At 65.3% G+C, this 16,458-nt stretch carries 11 protein-coding genes; 10 read left to right on the top strand and 1 reads right to left on the bottom strand.

Annotated features, from left to right (window positions below):
• Position 1 precedes the first annotated feature (1 nt).
• The 10 genes from pta (at position 2) to E3T38_RS01050 (ending at position 15,235) form a co-directional block, all read left to right on the top strand.
• Positions 2-2,230 carry a phosphate acetyltransferase gene (gene pta / locus E3T38_RS01005; RefSeq protein ID WP_134545582.1) on the top strand — a complete coding sequence of 743 codons (2,229 nt, stop codon included), beginning with the start codon at positions 2-4 and terminating at the stop codon, positions 2,228-2,230.
• Positions 2,227-3,477 carry an acetate/propionate family kinase gene (locus E3T38_RS01010; protein ID WP_134545583.1) on the top strand — a complete coding sequence of 417 codons (1,251 nt, stop codon included), beginning with the start codon at positions 2,227-2,229 and terminating at the stop codon, positions 3,475-3,477. The genes pta and E3T38_RS01010 overlap by 4 nt, the downstream gene beginning before the upstream one ends.
• Before the next feature lie 108 nt (positions 3,478-3,585).
• Positions 3,586-6,255 carry a DNA polymerase III subunit gamma and tau gene (locus E3T38_RS01015; protein WP_134545584.1) on the top strand — a complete coding sequence of 890 codons (2,670 nt, stop codon included), beginning with the start codon at positions 3,586-3,588 and terminating at the stop codon, positions 6,253-6,255.
• A gap of 3 nt (positions 6,256-6,258) precedes the next feature.
• Positions 6,259-6,858 carry a recombination mediator RecR gene (recR, locus tag E3T38_RS01020; RefSeq protein ID WP_104192574.1) on the top strand — a complete coding sequence of 200 codons (600 nt, stop codon included), beginning with the start codon at positions 6,259-6,261 and terminating at the stop codon, positions 6,856-6,858.
• A gap of 127 nt (positions 6,859-6,985) precedes the next feature.
• Positions 6,986-8,263 carry an aspartate kinase gene (locus tag E3T38_RS01025; protein ID WP_134545585.1) on the top strand — a complete coding sequence of 426 codons (1,278 nt, stop codon included), beginning with the start codon at positions 6,986-6,988 and terminating at the stop codon, positions 8,261-8,263.
• Positions 8,264-8,315: 52 nt separating this feature from the next.
• Positions 8,316-9,386, top strand: coding sequence for an aspartate-semialdehyde dehydrogenase (locus E3T38_RS01030; protein WP_134545586.1), 1,071 nt, complete (start codon positions 8,316-8,318; stop codon positions 9,384-9,386).
• A gap of 137 nt (positions 9,387-9,523) precedes the next feature.
• Positions 9,524-11,938, top strand: coding sequence for an EAL domain-containing protein (locus tag E3T38_RS01035; protein WP_134545587.1), 2,415 nt, complete (start codon positions 9,524-9,526; stop codon positions 11,936-11,938).
• Positions 11,935-13,566: a cell wall metabolism sensor histidine kinase WalK gene (locus E3T38_RS01040; RefSeq protein WP_134545588.1), complete on the top strand. Its 1,632-nt coding sequence runs from the start codon at positions 11,935-11,937 to the stop codon at positions 13,564-13,566. Before E3T38_RS01035 ends, E3T38_RS01040 begins: the two co-directional genes overlap by 4 nt.
• Before the next feature lie 22 nt (positions 13,567-13,588).
• The gene (locus E3T38_RS01045; RefSeq protein ID WP_134545589.1) at positions 13,589-14,770 is read left to right on the top strand and encodes a diguanylate cyclase; all 1,182 of its coding nucleotides are present in this window, start codon (positions 13,589-13,591) and stop codon (positions 14,768-14,770) included.
• A 114-nt stretch (positions 14,771-14,884) separates the two neighbouring features.
• Positions 14,885-15,235 (top strand): hypothetical protein, encoded by a 351-nt coding sequence (locus E3T38_RS01050; RefSeq protein WP_134545590.1) that lies wholly within the window; start codon positions 14,885-14,887, stop codon positions 15,233-15,235.
• A 35-nt stretch (positions 15,236-15,270) separates the two neighbouring features.
• On the opposite strand, the gene E3T38_RS01055 is transcribed toward E3T38_RS01050, so the two are convergent.
• Positions 15,271-16,254, bottom strand: a complete 984-nt coding sequence (locus E3T38_RS01055) for a response regulator transcription factor (protein WP_166805368.1) — start codon at positions 16,252-16,254, stop codon at positions 15,271-15,273.
• Positions 16,255-16,458 lie beyond the last annotated feature (204 nt).

Raw genomic sequence — 16,458 nt, forward strand, 5'->3', positions numbered from 1 at the left:
CGTGGCTCGAAGCATCTATATCACCAGCGCCGAAGGCAATACCGGCAAATCTTCAATCGCTCTCGGCGTGCTCGACACGCTCACCCACCTGGTGGAGCGGGTGGGCGTGTTTCGCCCTGTTGCCCGCACCGCAACCGAACCCGACTACGTCGTCGAGCTCCTGCTTCGCCACCTGCAGGCCAACGCCGGACCCGGTGCTGCGGCCGGGCAAACCTACGAGCAGAGCATCGGGGTCAGTTACGACGACGTCAACACCGACCCCGACGCGGCACTGGCCCGTATCGTCGCGCGCTACAAGGCGATTGAAGCCAACTGCGACACTGTTGTCGTCATCGGAAGTGACTACACCGACGTCGGCAGCCCCACCGAACTCGCTTTCAACGCCCGCATCGCCGCGAACCTCGGCGCCCCGGTACTGCTCGTGCTCGGCGGCCGTGTCGGCCCCGGCGAGGGTGAACGCCTCGGCCAGAGCGACGCCCGCTCCGCCATGGACATCGGTCAGCAGACCGACGTAGCGCTGGCGGAATTGCGCGACGAACATGCATCCATTTTGGCGATCATCGTCAACCGCGCCGACGAAATGACCCTGGCCGAGATTATCCAGTCGGTGCGCGCCACGACCAACGCCCAGCCGGCGCGCTCGGGCGGAGCCTTCGGCGTGCCGATCTGGGCCATTCCCGAAGACCCCTACCTTGTCGCACCGAGCATGCAGAGCATCATGGAGGCGACCGATGGCACCCTGATCGAGGGCGACCCGGCGCTACTGGCCCGTGAAGCGCTCGGCGTTGTCGTGGCGGCCATGTCGATGGTCAACGTGCTGCCACGACTGATCGAAGGCGCCGTCGTCGTCGTGCCTGGTGACCGGGAGGACGTGCTGCTGGCCGTGCTGCTCGCCAACGCCTCCGCAACGTTCCCGTCGATCGCCGGCATCGTGCTCAATGGCGGCTTCGAACTCCCCGACGCTATCCAGCAGCTGATGGAGGGCCTCGCCCCATCGCTGCCGATCATTCGGACGTCGCTCGGTTCCTACGACACGACCATGCGCATCACCCGCACCCGAGGGCGGCTCGCCGCCGACTCGCAACGCAAACACGACACGGCGCTGGCCCTGTTCGAAACGCACGTCGACGCGGCCGCACTGCTCGATCGGCTCGATGTGAGCCGGGCCGAGGTCGTCACCCCGCTCATGTTCGAGTACACGCTGCTTGAACGGGCCCGGCAGAACCGCCAGCACATCGTGCTGCCCGAGGGCGAGGACGACCGCGTGCTGCGCGCCGCTGCCACCCTGCTGGCCCGCGATGTGGTCGAACTGACCATCCTCGGCGAGGAATTCGAGGTGCGCTCGCGCGCCATCGACCTTGGGCTGGATATCTCCAAGGCCCACGTCGTGAGCCCCTACGACGACCTGCTGCGCATCAAGTTCGCGCACGAATATATGCAGTTGCGCGCCCACAAGGGCATCACGCTCGACCAGGCCAACGAGACCGTCACCGACGTGAGCTACTTCGGAACCATGATGGTGCAGCAGGGTCTCGCCGATGGCATGGTCTCCGGGGCCACCCACACCACCGCGCACACCATCCGGCCGAGCTTCGAGATCATCAAGACCCAGGTCGGTGTCGGAGTCGTGTCGAGCGTGTTCCTCATGGCCCTCGCCGACCGCGTGCTGGTGTACGGCGACTGCGCCGTCATTCCGGTGCCCACGGCCGAGCAACTCGCCGACATCGCTATCTCCGCTGCGGCGACGGCGGTGCAGTTCGGCATCGAGCCGCGCATCGCCATGCTGTCGTACTCCACCGGCAGTTCCGGCGAGGGCGCCGACGTCGAGAAGGTACGCGCCGCGACCGCCCTGGTGCGTGAGCGCCGGCCCGACCTGCTGGTCGAAGGCCCGATTCAGTACGATGCCGCAGCGGATGCCGCGGTCGCCGCCACCAAGATGCCCGGTTCCAGCGTGGCTGGCCGCGCCACGGTGTTCATCTTTCCCGACCTCAACACCGGCAACAACACGTATAAGGCGGTGCAGCGCAGCGCTGGCGCCGTCGCGATCGGCCCCGTGCTGCAGGGCCTGCGCAAGGCGATCAACGACCTCTCCCGCGGTGCCCTGGTGCAGGACATTGTCAACACCGTCGCGATCACGGCCATCCAGGCGGCCGGGCTTGCCTCCGCTTTGGACACCGGCGCGCGGAACAGTCCTGTCGTGGATGCCACACCCGCCGGGGCAACTCGGTGACTGCGGTTCTCGTCGTCAACTCAGGCTCGAGCTCGTTCAAATATCAGCTGATCGAAATGGACACCGAGACCACGTTGGCGAGCGGTCTGGTCGAGCGCATCGGCGAGCTCATGGGCGCGGCCGCACACTCTGTCGCCGGGGTGGCGGCAACTACTGCGGAGGCGGATGCCGCGTCGAAAACGCCAGCTTCGGCATCCACTGATCAGAAATGGAAGCGTGAGCTGCCCATACCCGACCACACGGCCGGATTTGCCGTGATGCTCGCGGCGTTCGCGACCCACGGGCCATCGCTCGCGGCCCACGCGCCGGTCGCGGTCGGGCACCGCGTCGTGCACGGCGGAGCGCGCTTTCACGAGCCGACCCTGGTGACGCCGCAGGTCGAGCGTGACATCGATGATTTGTCCGGGCTCGCGCCGCTGCACAATCCGGGCGCGCTGCAGGGCATCGTCGCGGCCGGTGAAGCCTTCGCGGACGTGCCGCACGTGGCCATCTTCGACACGGCGTTTCACCAGACGTTGCCTCCGGAGGCGTTCACCTACGCGATCAATGCCGACCTGGCGGAGCGTTTTCGCATTCGTCGCTATGGCTTTCACGGCACGAGCCACGGATTCGTGGCCCGCGAGGCGGCCAACTTTCTCGCGCGCCCGGTGACGGAGCTCAACCAGATTGTGCTGCACCTCGGCAACGGAGGCTCGGTCTGCGCGGTCGCCGGCGGCCGTTCGGTCGAGACCAGCATGGGCATGACGCCGCTCGAGGGGCTCGTCATGGGCACCCGCTCCGGTGACATCGACCCCGGCGTGCTTTTTCACCTGCACCGTAGGGCCGGACTCGACTTCGATGACCTCGACACCCTGCTCAACCGCGGTAGCGGGCTGCTGGGCCTCACCGGACGCGGCGACTTGCGCGACGTCATGGAAGCCGCAACCGCCGGTGACGGGCCGTCACAACTCGCGATCGACGTGTATGTGCACCGAATCAAGGGCTATATCGGGGCGTACTACGCGCAGCTCGGCCGGCTCGATGTGATCTCGTTCACGGCCGGTGTCGGGGAGAACGCGCCGCTCGTGCGCGAACGGTCGCTTGCCGGGCTGGAGGCGCTGGGTATCCGCATCGATCCTGAGCGCAACGCGGCCGCCGAACGGGGAGCGCGTGTCATCAGCGCCGACGATTCCGCGGTCACCGTACTGGTGATTCCCACCAACGAAGAGCTCGAGATCGCCCGCCAGACCCTGGCGACGGTGGGTTAGCTCGTTCGAACGGTTTGTCGCGGATCGACCGGATTTACGCGCAGGCACAGAACAGTTCAGCGGCGCGAGCGCGGGCGAGTGTCGGTGCGGGCAAGTACCATTGAGAACGTGGTTACCGCCCTGTATCGCCGCTATCGGCCAGAGACCTTTGCCGAGATGATCGGCCAGTCCCAAGTGACCGATCCGCTGATGACGGCGCTTCGCACCAACCGGGTTAATCACGCCTATCTGTTCAGTGGTCCGCGTGGCTGTGGCAAGACCACGTCGGCGCGCATCCTGGCCCGCTGCCTGAACTGTGCTGAGGGTCCTACCGACACTCCCTGCGGTGTCTGCCCGAGCTGTGTGGAACTCGCCCGCGATGGCGGAGGCTCCCTCGACGTCGTCGAAATCGACGCGGCCAGCCACAACGGCGTCGACGACGCCCGCGACATTCGTGAGCGCGCTATTTTCGCGCCGGCCCGCGACCGCTACAAGATCTTCATCCTCGACGAGGCGCATATGGTTACGCCGCAGGGCTTCAACGCGCTGCTCAAGATCGTCGAAGAGCCGCCGGAACACGTGAAGTTCATTTTTGCGACCACCGAACCCGAAAAGGTGATCGGCACCATCCGTTCGCGCACCCATCACTATCCGTTTCGGCTGGTGCCGCCGGGACCGATGCTCGAATACGTGCAGCAGATGTGTGACACCGAGAAGATGGTCGTTGCCCCCGGGGTGCTGCCACTCGTCGTGCGCGCCGGCGGCGGCTCGCCGCGCGACACCCTCTCGTTGCTCGACCAGCTCATGGCCGGGTCTGACGGGCAGTCCATTGAGTACGAACGCGCCGTGGCACTGCTGGGCTACACGAGCGCGTCCCTGCTCGACGAGGCCGTTGAGGCCATCGGCGCCCGCGATCCAGCCGCCGCGTTCGATGCGGTCGACCGGGTCATCCAGACTGGGCAAGATCCGCGCCGGTTCGTCGAAGACCTGCTGGAACGCATGCGCGACCTCATTATCGTCGCGGCTACGAGCGTCGCGGGGGCGGCGGCCGTGCTGCGCGGTGTGCCGCAAGACGAACTCGAGCGCATGAGCGTTCAGGCCGCCGCTTTTGGAACGGCCGAACTCTCCCGGACCGCCGATATTCTCAACGCCGCGCTTACCGAGATGAGCGGGGCCACCTCGCCGCGACTGCACCTCGAGCTCATGATCGCGCGCGCCCTGATTCCCGCGACCGATGACACGACCCGTGGAGCTTTGGCCCGGGTCGAGCGCCTCGAGCGTCGCATCGGCGTCGACGGTGTTGCTGCGGCGCCCGCCGTTGGTGACTCGGCGAATTCCGCGGGATCTGTGCCGCCTGCCTCGGGCGCGCCTGTCTCGCCTCCTGTGGTGAACGCCTCCTCCGCGCCCGCATCGCTGGTCAAGTCCGCCAAGACCGCCGCACAGGGAATGCTGCCCGTCTCCCAAGCGTCGCCATCCTCCGCGCCCGCAGCCTCGGCGCCGATCCTGTCTCCACAACCACCAGTCGTGTCTCCACAACCGGTGGCCGAGTCTGTCACTTCGGGAACGCAGGCTGACCGCCCCGCTGGCGCCCCCGGCGCCCCGGTCACTCTGCAGCAGCTCAAGGATGCCTGGCCGGAGATTCTCGAAGCTGTCAAAAACGAGAAGACCACGGCGTGGCTCGTCGTCTACACCGCTCAAGTGCTCGGCCTGAACGGCGACGTGCTCGCCCTCTCGTTCCCGAGCCAAGCCGACGTCGAGAGCTTCAAGCAGCAAAAAGTTCCCGGAATGGGAACCAGCGATTTTCTGCGCACGGCGATCGTGGCTGTGCTCGGCCTGCGGGTCAAATTCATCGCGCGCGTCGAAGCGAGCCGTGAGACCTCTTCGCCCAGCGCGTCGTCCGGGGCCTCGCCGACCGTCGCCGCGGAGCCTGCGCCAGCGAACCCCGCATTTGAATCAACCGCAATTGCAGCACCCGGCGCTGATGCGCTCGAAGCGGCTGAGCCAGATCCAGGGACTGCGGTTTCGGCGACGTCCCGGTCAGCCATGCCGGCTGCAGTCACACCGACTGCAGCGACACCGGCTGCACGTGGGGTTGGTGCTACCCCGCGCACGGCGTCCGTTCCGGCCGCCGCTGCGCGCGCGGTAGCGTCGCCGGGCGCAGGCGCGTCACCGGTCGCCGCATCAACCAGTGGGTGGGCCACCGTGGCCATTCCCGGTTCGCCCAATGGTCCCGCGTTACCCGTTATCGCCGACGAGACAACGGATGCCACGGCCGAAGCCGCTGCACAGGTTTCGACGACTGCCCCGGTCACGGCCTCGTCGTCCGCGACCTCAGTTGCCACTTCCCCGGCTGCGCACTCCGCGGTACCTGACGCCTCGGCCGCTGCGCCGTTTGCCGCGCCGCAGCGTCACGACGAGCCGCCGTTCGACGACGTACCACCACCGTTCGATGACGACGTTCCCCCCGAGATGGACGCACCCGCCGACGAACGTGTGCCGAACTACGCGGGGCAGGCTGAGGCATCAGCTGTCCAGACCAACGCCGTGCAGACAAACGCCGTGCAGACAAACGCCGTGCAGACAAACGCCGCGCAGACCAACGCCGTGCAGACCAGCGCGCAGCGTGGGCGGCAGCACCCGAACGCCGGCCAACGCGGCGCCCCAAAAGATCCGTCGCGGGCGCCGTCGTTCGCGACGAAGCAGCGCTACGGCGAAGCCGTCGTGCGCGAAATTCTTGGTGCCACCTTCATCGAAGAGCAGCCGTACAGCGCGGCGCCCCGAACCAGAAACGACTACTAGACCATGTATGAAGGCATCGTTCAGGAACTGATCGACGAGCTCGGCCAGCTTCCGGGTATCGGACCAAAGTCCGCCCAGCGCATCGCATTCCACATTCTGCAGACCGAGAAGTTCGACGTGACCCGGCTGGCGAACGTGCTGCTCGAGGTGCGCGACAAGGTGCGATTCTGTGAAATTTGTGGCAATGTTTCCGAACAGCCGACCTGTCTCATCTGCCGCGACCCACGTCGCGACCCCACATCGATCTGTGTGGTGGAAGAGGCCAAAGACGTCGTCGCAATAGAACGCACCCGCGAGTTCAAGGGGCTGTACCACGTGCTCGGCGGCGCCATCAGCCCGATTGACGGCGTCGGCCCCGACGACCTGCGCATCCGCCAGCTGATGCAGCGTCTCGCCGATAACACGGTGCAGGAGGTTATCATCGCGACCGACCCGAACCTCGAGGGGGAGGCCACTGCGACCTACCTGTCGCGCTTGCTCACAACCCTCGAGATCAAGGTGACCCGCCTCGCCTCCGGTCTTCCGGTGGGCGGCGACCTCGAGTACGCCGACGAGGTCACCCTCGGCCGCGCCTTCGAGGGTCGCCGCGAGGTCGCGCACTAGCCACTCCCGCCCCGGCCCGGCCCGCAGCGCAGCGTCACATGGCACCGACCCCGAGCGCCAGCATTTAGGATGGAACCTTGGACGGGGCGCGCATCATCGGCCCGCAAACCCCCATCTCAGGAGTCACATGAGCTTGATCGTGCAGAAGTTCGGCGGGTCATCCGTCGCCGATGCCGAAAGTATCAAGAGGGTCGCCAAGCGCATCGTCGACACCCGCAGGGCTGGCAACGAGGTCGTCGTCGCCGTCTCGGCGATGGGCGACAGCACTGACGAACTGCTCGACCTCGCCCACCAGGTCACCCCGCTGCCCGCTCCGCGCGAACTCGACATGCTGCTCACGGCCGGCGAACGCATCTCGATGGCGCTGCTCGCGATGGCCATCAAAAGCCTCGGCTACGACGCACGCTCCTTCACCGGAAGCCAGGCCGGCATGATCACGGATGCCCGGCACGGTTCCGCGCGTATCGTCGACGTCACACCAGGGCGTATCCGCTCGGCGCTCGATGAGGGCGCCGTCGCCATCGTTGCCGGTTTTCAGGGTTTCAACCGCGACACCAAAGACATCACCACCCTCGGCCGCGGGGGCTCCGACACCACCGCTGTCGCCCTCGCCGCTGCCCTCGGCGCCGACATCTGCGAGATCTATACCGATGTCGATGGCGTCTTCACAGCGGATCCGCGCGTCGTTCCTCGTGCTCGCAAACTCGAGCGCGTTACGAGCGAAGAGATGCTGGAACTCGCCGCTGCGGGGGCCAAGGTTCTGTATATTCGCGCTGTGGAATATGCGCGCCGCCACGGCGTCACGCTCCACGTGCGCTCCTCGTTCAACAACAACACCGGCACCATCGTGTACGACGCCGTGACCGCGCGAGAAAAAGGAGAAATCGTGGAAGAGCCAATCATCGCCGGAATCGCCGCTGACCTGAGCGAGGCGAAGGTCACCGTGGTCGGTGTGCCCGACATCCCCGGCAAGGCCGCGCTCATCTTCAAGATCGTCGCGCGCACCAACGCCAACGTCGACATGATCGTGCAGAACGTGTCGGCTGCCGCCACCGGGCTCACCGACATCTCGTTCACGCTGCCTAAGTCGGAAGGGGAGCGGGTACTCACCGCGCTGACCAACGAGAAGGACCTCATCGGCTTCGCGAGCCTGCAGTACGACGACCAGATCGCCAAGCTCGCCCTGGTCGGCGGTGGCATGCGCACCAATACCGGTGTATCGGCGAAACTATTCGAGGCCCTCTACGAGTCCGGAATCAACATTGAGATGATTTCCACGAGCGAGATCCGCATCTCGGTGGTCACCCGGGCCGACACCATCAACGAAGCCCTCCGCGTGGTGCACACCGCGTTCGGGCTCGACGGCGAGATCGAGGCCGTCGTGCACGGTGGCTCCGGCCGCTAGCCCCTCGACAGCATGAAGTGCCCGTGAGGGCGAACGACGTTAGGAAACACACGTGACTACCTCAGCCAACACAGCCGGTATCAACATCGGCGTCGTCGGAGCCACCGGACAGGTCGGCGCCGTGGTGCGGCGCCTGCTCGAGGACCGCGATTTTCCGGTCAAGAGCATCCGCTTCTTCGCCTCGGCCCGCTCGGCTGGCAGTACCCTCACCTTCAAGGGTGAGCCCATCACGGTCGAAGATGCCTCGACCGCCGACCCCACCGGGCTCGACGTGGCCATCTTCTCGGCCGGCGCCACCCTCTCGAAGGCCCAGGCCCCGCGCTTCGCCGCGGCCGGCGTGCTCGTCGTCGACAACTCCTCGGGCTGGCGCATGGACCCCGACGTTCCGCTGGTCGTCAGCGAGGTCAACCCCGAAGCCATCAAACGAGCCGTCAAGGGCATCATCGCCAACCCGAACTGCACCACCATGGCAGCTATGCCCGTGCTCAAAGTGCTGCACGATGAGGCCGGCCTCAAACGGCTCATCGTCAGTACCTACCAGGCGGTGTCTGGCAGCGGCCTGGCCGGCGCGTTCGAGCTGGCCAGCCAGGTACGCGTCGCCGCCCAGGACGAAAACCTTCTGCAGCTCGTGCACGACGGCAGGTCGGTTGCCCTGCCCGAGCCCACCATCTACGCCCGTCCGATCGCGTTCGACGTGATTCCTTTGGCCGGCTCCATTGTTGATGACGGCCAGTTCGAGACCGACGAAGAGAAGAAACTGCGCAATGAGAGCCGCAAGATTCTCGACTTGCCCGAGCTGCTCGTGTCGGGAACTTGCGTGCGCGTACCCGTGTTCACCGGCCACTCCCTGTCGATCAACGTCGAGTTCGCCAAGTCGATCAGCGTTGCCCGCGCCCAGGAATTACTAAAATCCGCCCCTGGCGTCGAACTGACCGACATCCCCACCCCACTGCAGGCTGCCGGTCAGGACGCCAGCTTCGTCGGTCGCATCCGCCAGGACGAAGGCGTAGCGGATGGCCGTGGCCTCGCCCTCTTCATCAGTAATGACAACCTCCGCAAGGGTGCAGCACTGAATGCCGTGCAGATCGCCGAGCTCATCGCGGTCGACCTCGTCGTAGCCTAACCTCGACGCGCGCGGGCCCGCTTCCGCTGGTACGCCCGAACCTGGAACTCCGTTTGTCACCGAAGCCCGCCAAACGACCGCGACCAAATCCGGTACCGCGCGTGCGTTCCAAGACAAGTCGCGTAGGATTTGAATGCGTGAGTCGAAGTGGGGTGTCTGGCGTGCTGCAGCGCGTCTCCTTCGGCGTGTTCACGGCCGTGGCTTTGGCGTTCATCACGGGCGCAATCGTCGCCGTTCTGGCTGATCCCGGCACCAGGATCGCCGCTGCGGTGAGCGGAATCCTGTGCGTTGCCGCCCTCGAATTGGCCTGGATTCGAGTGGGCAGTGTGCGTCATCGAACGCCCGTCGTCAGCCTGCCAATTCTCGCCGTTCCCGCGCTCGTTCCGCTACTGCCCGGGCAGGCGATCATCGGCGTCGTGATGTTTGGAATTCTCGTCGTGCGGTTGCTGGAATCCCGTCGCATCAAAGTGGCCGTCTACAGCTCGGGCCTCGCCAGTGTCGGCTGCATGGTCTACTTCCTGATCGATTGGCATCTCGGTCAGTTCGGTGCGGCCGCGCTGCCAACCGCCGCCGCGGCATCTGCTGGATATGTGTTGTTCGTATTGGCGCTCGAAGTCGTCAGAATGCACCTGCTCAGCGCCCCCGCAGACCGCGGCGGCCGCCTATTCGTCTCGCCGCTGCGACTGGCTGCGCTGCTGGTCATCGTTGCCGCGTTGAGTATGTTTTCGGTCCACTGGATTAGCGCCGGCTTGCCCACCCCTGGAGAGGGTCGCACCAGCATCCAAACCGCGGTCGGCACGCTCCTGGGGAGTCTCACGGTGGCCGTGATCGTCATTGTTGTGCGCTCCGCGTGGAATATGCGACGGAGGCTGAACGGTCTCGTGGTCGGCAGCAGCATCCTCAGCCATACACGCAGCGTGGACAGCCTCGCGGATGCCCTGTGCCAGGCGGCGGCCACCGCGGTCGGTGTGCAGTCGATCGCCCTGCAGCCCGGCCCCGCCGAGGCCGGCGCCATCGCTGTCCCCGTCACGTTCACCCCCGGAGAACCTCAGTTTTTGGTGGCCCGTCGTGACCCGATGGATGGCGCGTTCTCCGGCGTCGACCGGCACACGTTGGAAGCCCTCGGTGCCACCGCTGAACTAGCCGGAAAAGCCCGGCAGAATGTGGCCGGACTCACAGCGAAAGCCAACACCGACCCGCTCACCGGCCTGCCCAACTATGGCGCCTTCCAGGAGGCACTGAACACCATCAACAGCACCCGAAGCGACACCGAAGCCATCGCCGTATTGTTCATGGACCTTGATGGGTTCAAACGCCTCAACGACAGCTGCGGGCACCAGGTAGGTGACGAGGTGCTGCGGGTTCTCGGCCAACGACTGCGCCAGGCTGTGCGTTCGCACGATGTCGTCGCCCGGGTCGGCGGCGACGAATTTGTCATCATCCTCACGCGCCTGGCCACCCTCGACGAAGCCACGGCGATCGCCCAAACGATTCTCAGAGCATCCGCGGCGCCGCTCGTTGTCGGCACCGACAGCTTCACTCCGAGCCTCAGCATCGGCGTGGCGTTTTCCGCTGTCATCGAAACGGATATCGCCTCGCTCGTTCGCGACGCTGACCACAGCATGCTCATGGTCAAGAAAAGGCGCCGCCGCCGCGGCAACACAGACGGCGTGGCGAGCATCAACGTGTCTGGCCACCGCTCGTCGCGGTTCGATGCCACGGTTGCTCGTGCTATCGACGAAAATCAGTTGCAATTGGCCTATCAACCCATCGTCAGCCTTGTCACCGGGCGTATTTGGGCGTTTGAGGCGTTGCTGCGCTACGTCGACCCGGAGCTGGGCGCGATCTCACCGCCGTCGCTGGTGGAAAAGGCCAAGAGCCTGGGCCGGTTCGACAAGCTGACCCGGCAGGTTGCCGAGAAGGCCATGGCCGCGGCCGCCGAATTTCGACTTGTCGAACCCGGCATCACCTGCATCACCGTCAACGTTGAGGCCGGGCAGCTGGCGCCGGAACGACTCGGCGCGTTCGCAGAAAACCTGAACAGTCGCTACCCCGAGATTTTGCTGTGCCTCGAGCTCAACGAACGTTCGGCGGCGCGGGTCTCGGCGCAGGTACGAGAGCAGGCTGATCGGCTGCGCGAGGTGGGTATTCTGATCGCACTCGATGACTACGGGTCCGAAGATTCCTCGGTCGATTCGCTCGTTCGGGTGCCGATGGACATTCTTAAGATCGATCGTAGCCTGGTCGATGACCTTGCCGACGTGCGCCAGCGTGAAGTGCTCACCGCCCTGCAAAGTTTCGGCGACAAGCTCGAGTACTCGATGATCGTCGAAGGTGTTGAAAACGAACACATGGCCGTTCAGCTGACCCAGCTCGGCATTCGGAGCGCGCAGGGGTTTCACTTTGGGGTGCCACAGGGGTTCACTGAGACGGTTGATCGGCTCGATGAGTTCGGTGCTGAGGCCGTGCTGCCCGCCCACAGTGGGCCGGTCGTGCACCCCGAGCTGCAGCCGGCAGCCCAAGCCGCGCCTGGTTCGGGGGCACCGTCATGATCCAGCGCCACCGCTCAAATCGGGCGCACCGCTATCGGGTCGAACGGTCCGTCTTTTTGACGCAGCTGCTGGTCGGATCGGCGACGCTGCTTCTGGTGGCTGTGTCGGGGCTGCTCGACAGTCACCTCTTCAACAACCAGCTGTTCCTAGCCGGTATTCTCATTATCTTTCTCACCACCGCTGTGTCGGCCGGGGTACCGTGGCGGCACGTCGATAAGAAGTGGATCGTCGTCCTGCCCATCCTCGACCTCGTTGGGCTAGTAATCGCACGGGAGGGCGAGCCGCTGCTCGGCACGACGTTTCTCCTTGTTTTTCCCATCATTTGGCTGTCGACGCACTTCGGTGGCCGGGGCGCCGTCGGAGGTGTCGTCTTCACCTCGGCGCTACTCTGGGCTGCGGGTTTGATGCGAGCGGATTCGGTCTCGGGCAGTGAGATTCCGCGGCTGGCCATCGTGCCTATCGTGCTGGCCTTCGTCGCAGCGACAACGCACACGACGACGAAGCGTGCCGCAGCGCAGCAGGCGCTGCTCACCCAGCAGTCCGTCCTGTTCGAGGGGGCCCTGCGCCGCTCTCGCCGTGAGGAACGCACCCTCGACGAGATCGTCAACAGCGTTGACTTTGGCGTTGTCGGGTTCGACCGAGAATCCAAGCCGAATTTCATCAACCGAGCCCAACGCGAAATGCTCTCCCGTTTCGGCGTGAAAGAGGGCCAGATCTCGTCGATCGTGGTCTACCACGAAGACCAGGTCACCCCTTTCGCCGAGGCTGATCGGCCGTTCCAGCGGGCGATGCGCGGCGAAACAATCGACCGAGTGACTGTCTGGGTGGGGGAGCACGGCCAGCACCAGGCCGCCGTGATCATTTCTGCCCGGCCTATTCTCGACGAGAACGACAACTTCGACGGCGGCGTCATGGTCTCCAGGGACGTCACCGCCGAACTGCGTGCGATCAAGGCACGAGACGACCTCGTCGCATCCGTTTCCCATGAATTGCGCACTCCGCTGACCTCGATCATGGGCTACCTCGAACTGGCCCTCGATGACGATGCCCTCGATCCTTCGACCCGGCGCATGCTTGAAGTGGTGTCGAAGAACTCCGACCGCCTGCTGGCTCTGGTTGCCGATTTGCTCACTACGGCCGCCGCGACCAAGCACGAGCTGGCTATCACCCTGGCCCCGTGCGACCTGGCGGCGATCGTCACCGACGCCATCGAGTCGATGCGGCCGGTCGCCGCCGATCGCGACATCACGTTCGTGCTGGTGGCGTTGCCGACCGTGCGATTGCAAGCGGATGCTTTCCGCCTGCGCCAGGTAATCGACAACCTGTTCTCGAACGCGATCAAGTACAACGTCGCATCCGGACGCATCGACGTGACCCTGCTCGATTCCGACACCCAGATCGAGCTGCGCGTGACCGATACCGGCCGAGGGATGTCCTCCGGCGAGCAGCTGAACCTGTTCGATCGGTTCTATCGTGCCGATTCGGTGCGCGGGTCAAGCGTTCACGGAACAGGACTCGGACTGAGCATCAGCCGCGACATTTGCCGCCAGCATGGGGGAGACCTGAGGCTCGAATCGGCGTTTGGCAAGGGCACCACCGCCATCGCGACGTTACCGCGCACATCATGAACGGCAATCAAAAGGTAGGGGCATGAACCTGGACACACCGACACTACTCGTCATGAATGGAGTGGTCATCGCGCTGTGCGGGATGTCCTTCATTCTGAACACCGCGTTCCATCGCACCGATTCCGTCGACCGCATTTGGAGCATGGGCTTCATCGCCGCCATGGTCGTCACCATCGCGCACGACGCTTCCGCGACCGGCCAACTGATCTGGTGGGCTATCGTCGTCGCTAACGTATCGCTGACGATCGCCGTTGGGTCGCTGTGGGCCGGGCTCCGGCGGTACAACCGGCGCAGCAGTGGCGGCTTGTGGGTGGTCGGCGCGATCAGCGTTCTGGTGCTCGCCGCAACGCTGCTGCACGGAGAATCCGCCGGCCGCTGGGCCGGCGCCGCGGAATTGTGGATTGCTGTGGCGGTCCTGTGCCTGCTCGGTGCACTCGAAGCCGTGCGCGGGCGTATGCGCCGCAACCTGAGCGGACAGATTCTGGCCGTGGCCCTGTGGGTCACTGCAGCAGCGGCTATGGCTCGCTCCATCGTCTTCACCGTGGACGGGGAGACCGGGGCGGTGTTTCTGACCTATTTCAACACGGCGAACGCCACGGCGCTCAGCCTGTGTTTCGTGGTGCTCCTGACCCTCGCCGTTTCCGCACTGCGCGCGCAGCAGGTGTCGGGCAGTGCCGTCGGCGACCTGACCGACGGCATCCACTCGGCGGCGGGCGTGCTGTCGGCGGCCGCCTTTGGGCAGGCGGCCACCGACCATCTGAGTCGTGCGAGAAATGCGGGCGTGGGGCTCGCCGTGATCGGTGCCGATATCGACAACCTGCCGGAAATCAATGTTGCCTTCGGCCGGGTGGCCGGCGACGAGGCGATCGCCTCGTTCGCCTCGAAACTACGTGCAAGTGCTCCGGTGCTTTCGATTATTGGGCACCCGGCCAGCGGGCGGTTTCTGGTGCTCGTCGGCGCCGGGTCGGCGGCCGAAGCCCGCGCGGTTGCGGAACGCATGCAGGCGACCCTCGTCGACGAACCGTTGAAGGAGGCTTCCCTGATTCGACTGACCGCGAGTTTTGGTATTGCCGACACGTTCGACCACGGCTATGCGCTGACCGCGCTGAGCATCGCAGTCAACACGGCCATAGAGACCGTCAAGGGGCGCGGCGGCAATGACATCGCCGTCGAACTAGCCGCGACCGGCCAAGCCGGATCTTGATCAGATCTTGAGCCGAATCGACCCGAAACTATGCCTTGAACGGGGGTGACCTGTGAGAATTGAAAGCGTGACCATTCCGATCCCTTACGTCACCGCAACGAGCGGATGTTCGGCATGAGTCCGCTTGTCGACCCGGCACCCTTGCAGCGGCTGCGCAGCGATCTCGGCGGGGACACCATGGCGCAGAATCGGTTCGTAAACGACTTTCTCGCCCTGTGGCACACCCGCGAGTTGCGCCTGCACACGGCTCTGGCCTCGGCCGACCTCGACGACGCCCACATCGTGCTTCTGAGCATACGTTCGAGCAGTCAGATGATCGGAGCGGTGCGCCTGGAGAACACCGCCGGCCGTTTGCACAGCACCTTGCATGACCGGGACCTGCCCGGCTGTCAACGGCAGATGCCGCGTCTGAGCGAGGTGGGCGTCGATACCTGTCTGGCGCTGTCGCGGCATATCGCGCGGTAACGTGGGCCAGTCCAACGCGGACTCTGCTGGTCGCGCTACTCGGGGGCGGTAAGCCGGTAACCTACGCCGCGCACTGTTTCGAGCCAACGCGGGGTCGCGCTGCTGTCGCCTATTTTGCGTCGCAGGTTGCCCATGTGCACTTCGATAGCGCGCCGGTCCGTCTCGTTCACCGGGTACGTGCTTGCATAGGCCTCACCACGCAGAAGTTGCGCGAGATCGTTCTTGCTGCGCACCCGACGCTGAGACTGCAGCAGTGCGGCGAGCAGCTCGAACTCGGTGCGGGTCAGCTCAAGCTGGGCGCCGGTGAGATGCACGAGGCGTTCCGCGGGGTTTAAACGCAGGTCGTTGTGTTCAAACCATCCGTTCAACGGTACCGCGTCGAGTCCCGGGCTGGCGGCGTCCGCGGCCGGCACAAAAATGGGGGCGCAGGCGACGGGAGCCTGTCGAAAGACCCGCGACAGTGCCGGGTCGGTCGGCAGAGCCGCACGGGGCGCGGTGGCGGGTCGATCCGCAGACACATCGCTGTCGGCCACTTCAGTGCGGGTCACGTCACCGTCGCCCACATCACCGTCGGCGACGTCTCCGGGGGCGGCGGCGGCCACAGCTGGTACGGCGGCTGCATTCGCGGTGCCGGTTTGGCGGGGGCGCCGCAACATCGCCTCGATGCGGGCCCGGAGCTCTCGTGGACGAAACGGTTTGGTCAGGTAGTCGTCAGCGCCGGCTTCGAGGCCCTGGAGGGTGTCGATTTCGTCGTCGCGGGCGGTGAGCATGACGAGGTAGGTAGGGCTGAACGCGCGGATACGCTTGGCTGTTTCGAAGCCGTCCATACCGGGCATACTCACGTCGAGGGTCGTGACGATCGGATCGTGGGCGCGTACCGCGGCGATACCGTCGAGGCCGTTGCTCGCGGCGATTGTCTCGAACCCGGCCTGAGTGAGCACGGCCTCCAGCAGGTTACGAATGTCTGCGTCGTCTTCGATGATGACGGCGACGCGCTGCTCGGGTTTTTCTGACAACATGCTCTCCAGTATCCCGTTAAGTTGGCGGATCCTTACCGAGGTGACTTAATGCGTTACTAAACAGACCGTTCCGACCCCGGCCGAAAATCACTGCGACGTTCTCCCAGCTCCCAGCTCCCAGCTGCTGGCAGGGGGTGGTCTTTGGTCGGTGATCGACCTTGGTGTCCGCTGCGTCGCGACAGTAGCCGGGGAGCGGTACTGCAC

The sequence above is a fragment of the Cryobacterium sp. Hb1 genome (genome assembly GCF_004403585.1).
Lineage (GTDB): Bacteria > Actinomycetota > Actinomycetes > Actinomycetales > Microbacteriaceae > Cryobacterium > Cryobacterium lyxosi.

Bases quoted from the DNA above. Each gene is read 5' to 3' on its own strand.
- recR (WP_104192574.1), top strand. From the start codon at position 6,259: ATGTATGAAGGCATCGTTCAGGAACTGATCGACGAGCTCGGCCAGCTT.
- E3T38_RS01025 (WP_134545585.1), top strand. From the start codon at position 6,986: ATGAGCTTGATCGTGCAGAAGTTCGGCGGGTCATCCGTCGCCGATGCC.
- E3T38_RS01040 (WP_134545588.1), top strand. From the start codon at position 11,935: ATGATCCAGCGCCACCGCTCAAATCGGGCGCACCGCTATCGGGTCGAA.
- E3T38_RS01045 (WP_134545589.1), top strand. From the start codon at position 13,589: ATGAACCTGGACACACCGACACTACTCGTCATGAATGGAGTGGTCATC.
- E3T38_RS01050 (WP_134545590.1), top strand. From the start codon at position 14,885: ATGAGTCCGCTTGTCGACCCGGCACCCTTGCAGCGGCTGCGCAGCGAT.
- E3T38_RS01055 (WP_166805368.1), bottom strand. From the start codon at position 16,254: ATGTTGTCAGAAAAACCCGAGCAGCGCGTCGCCGTCATCATCGAAGAC.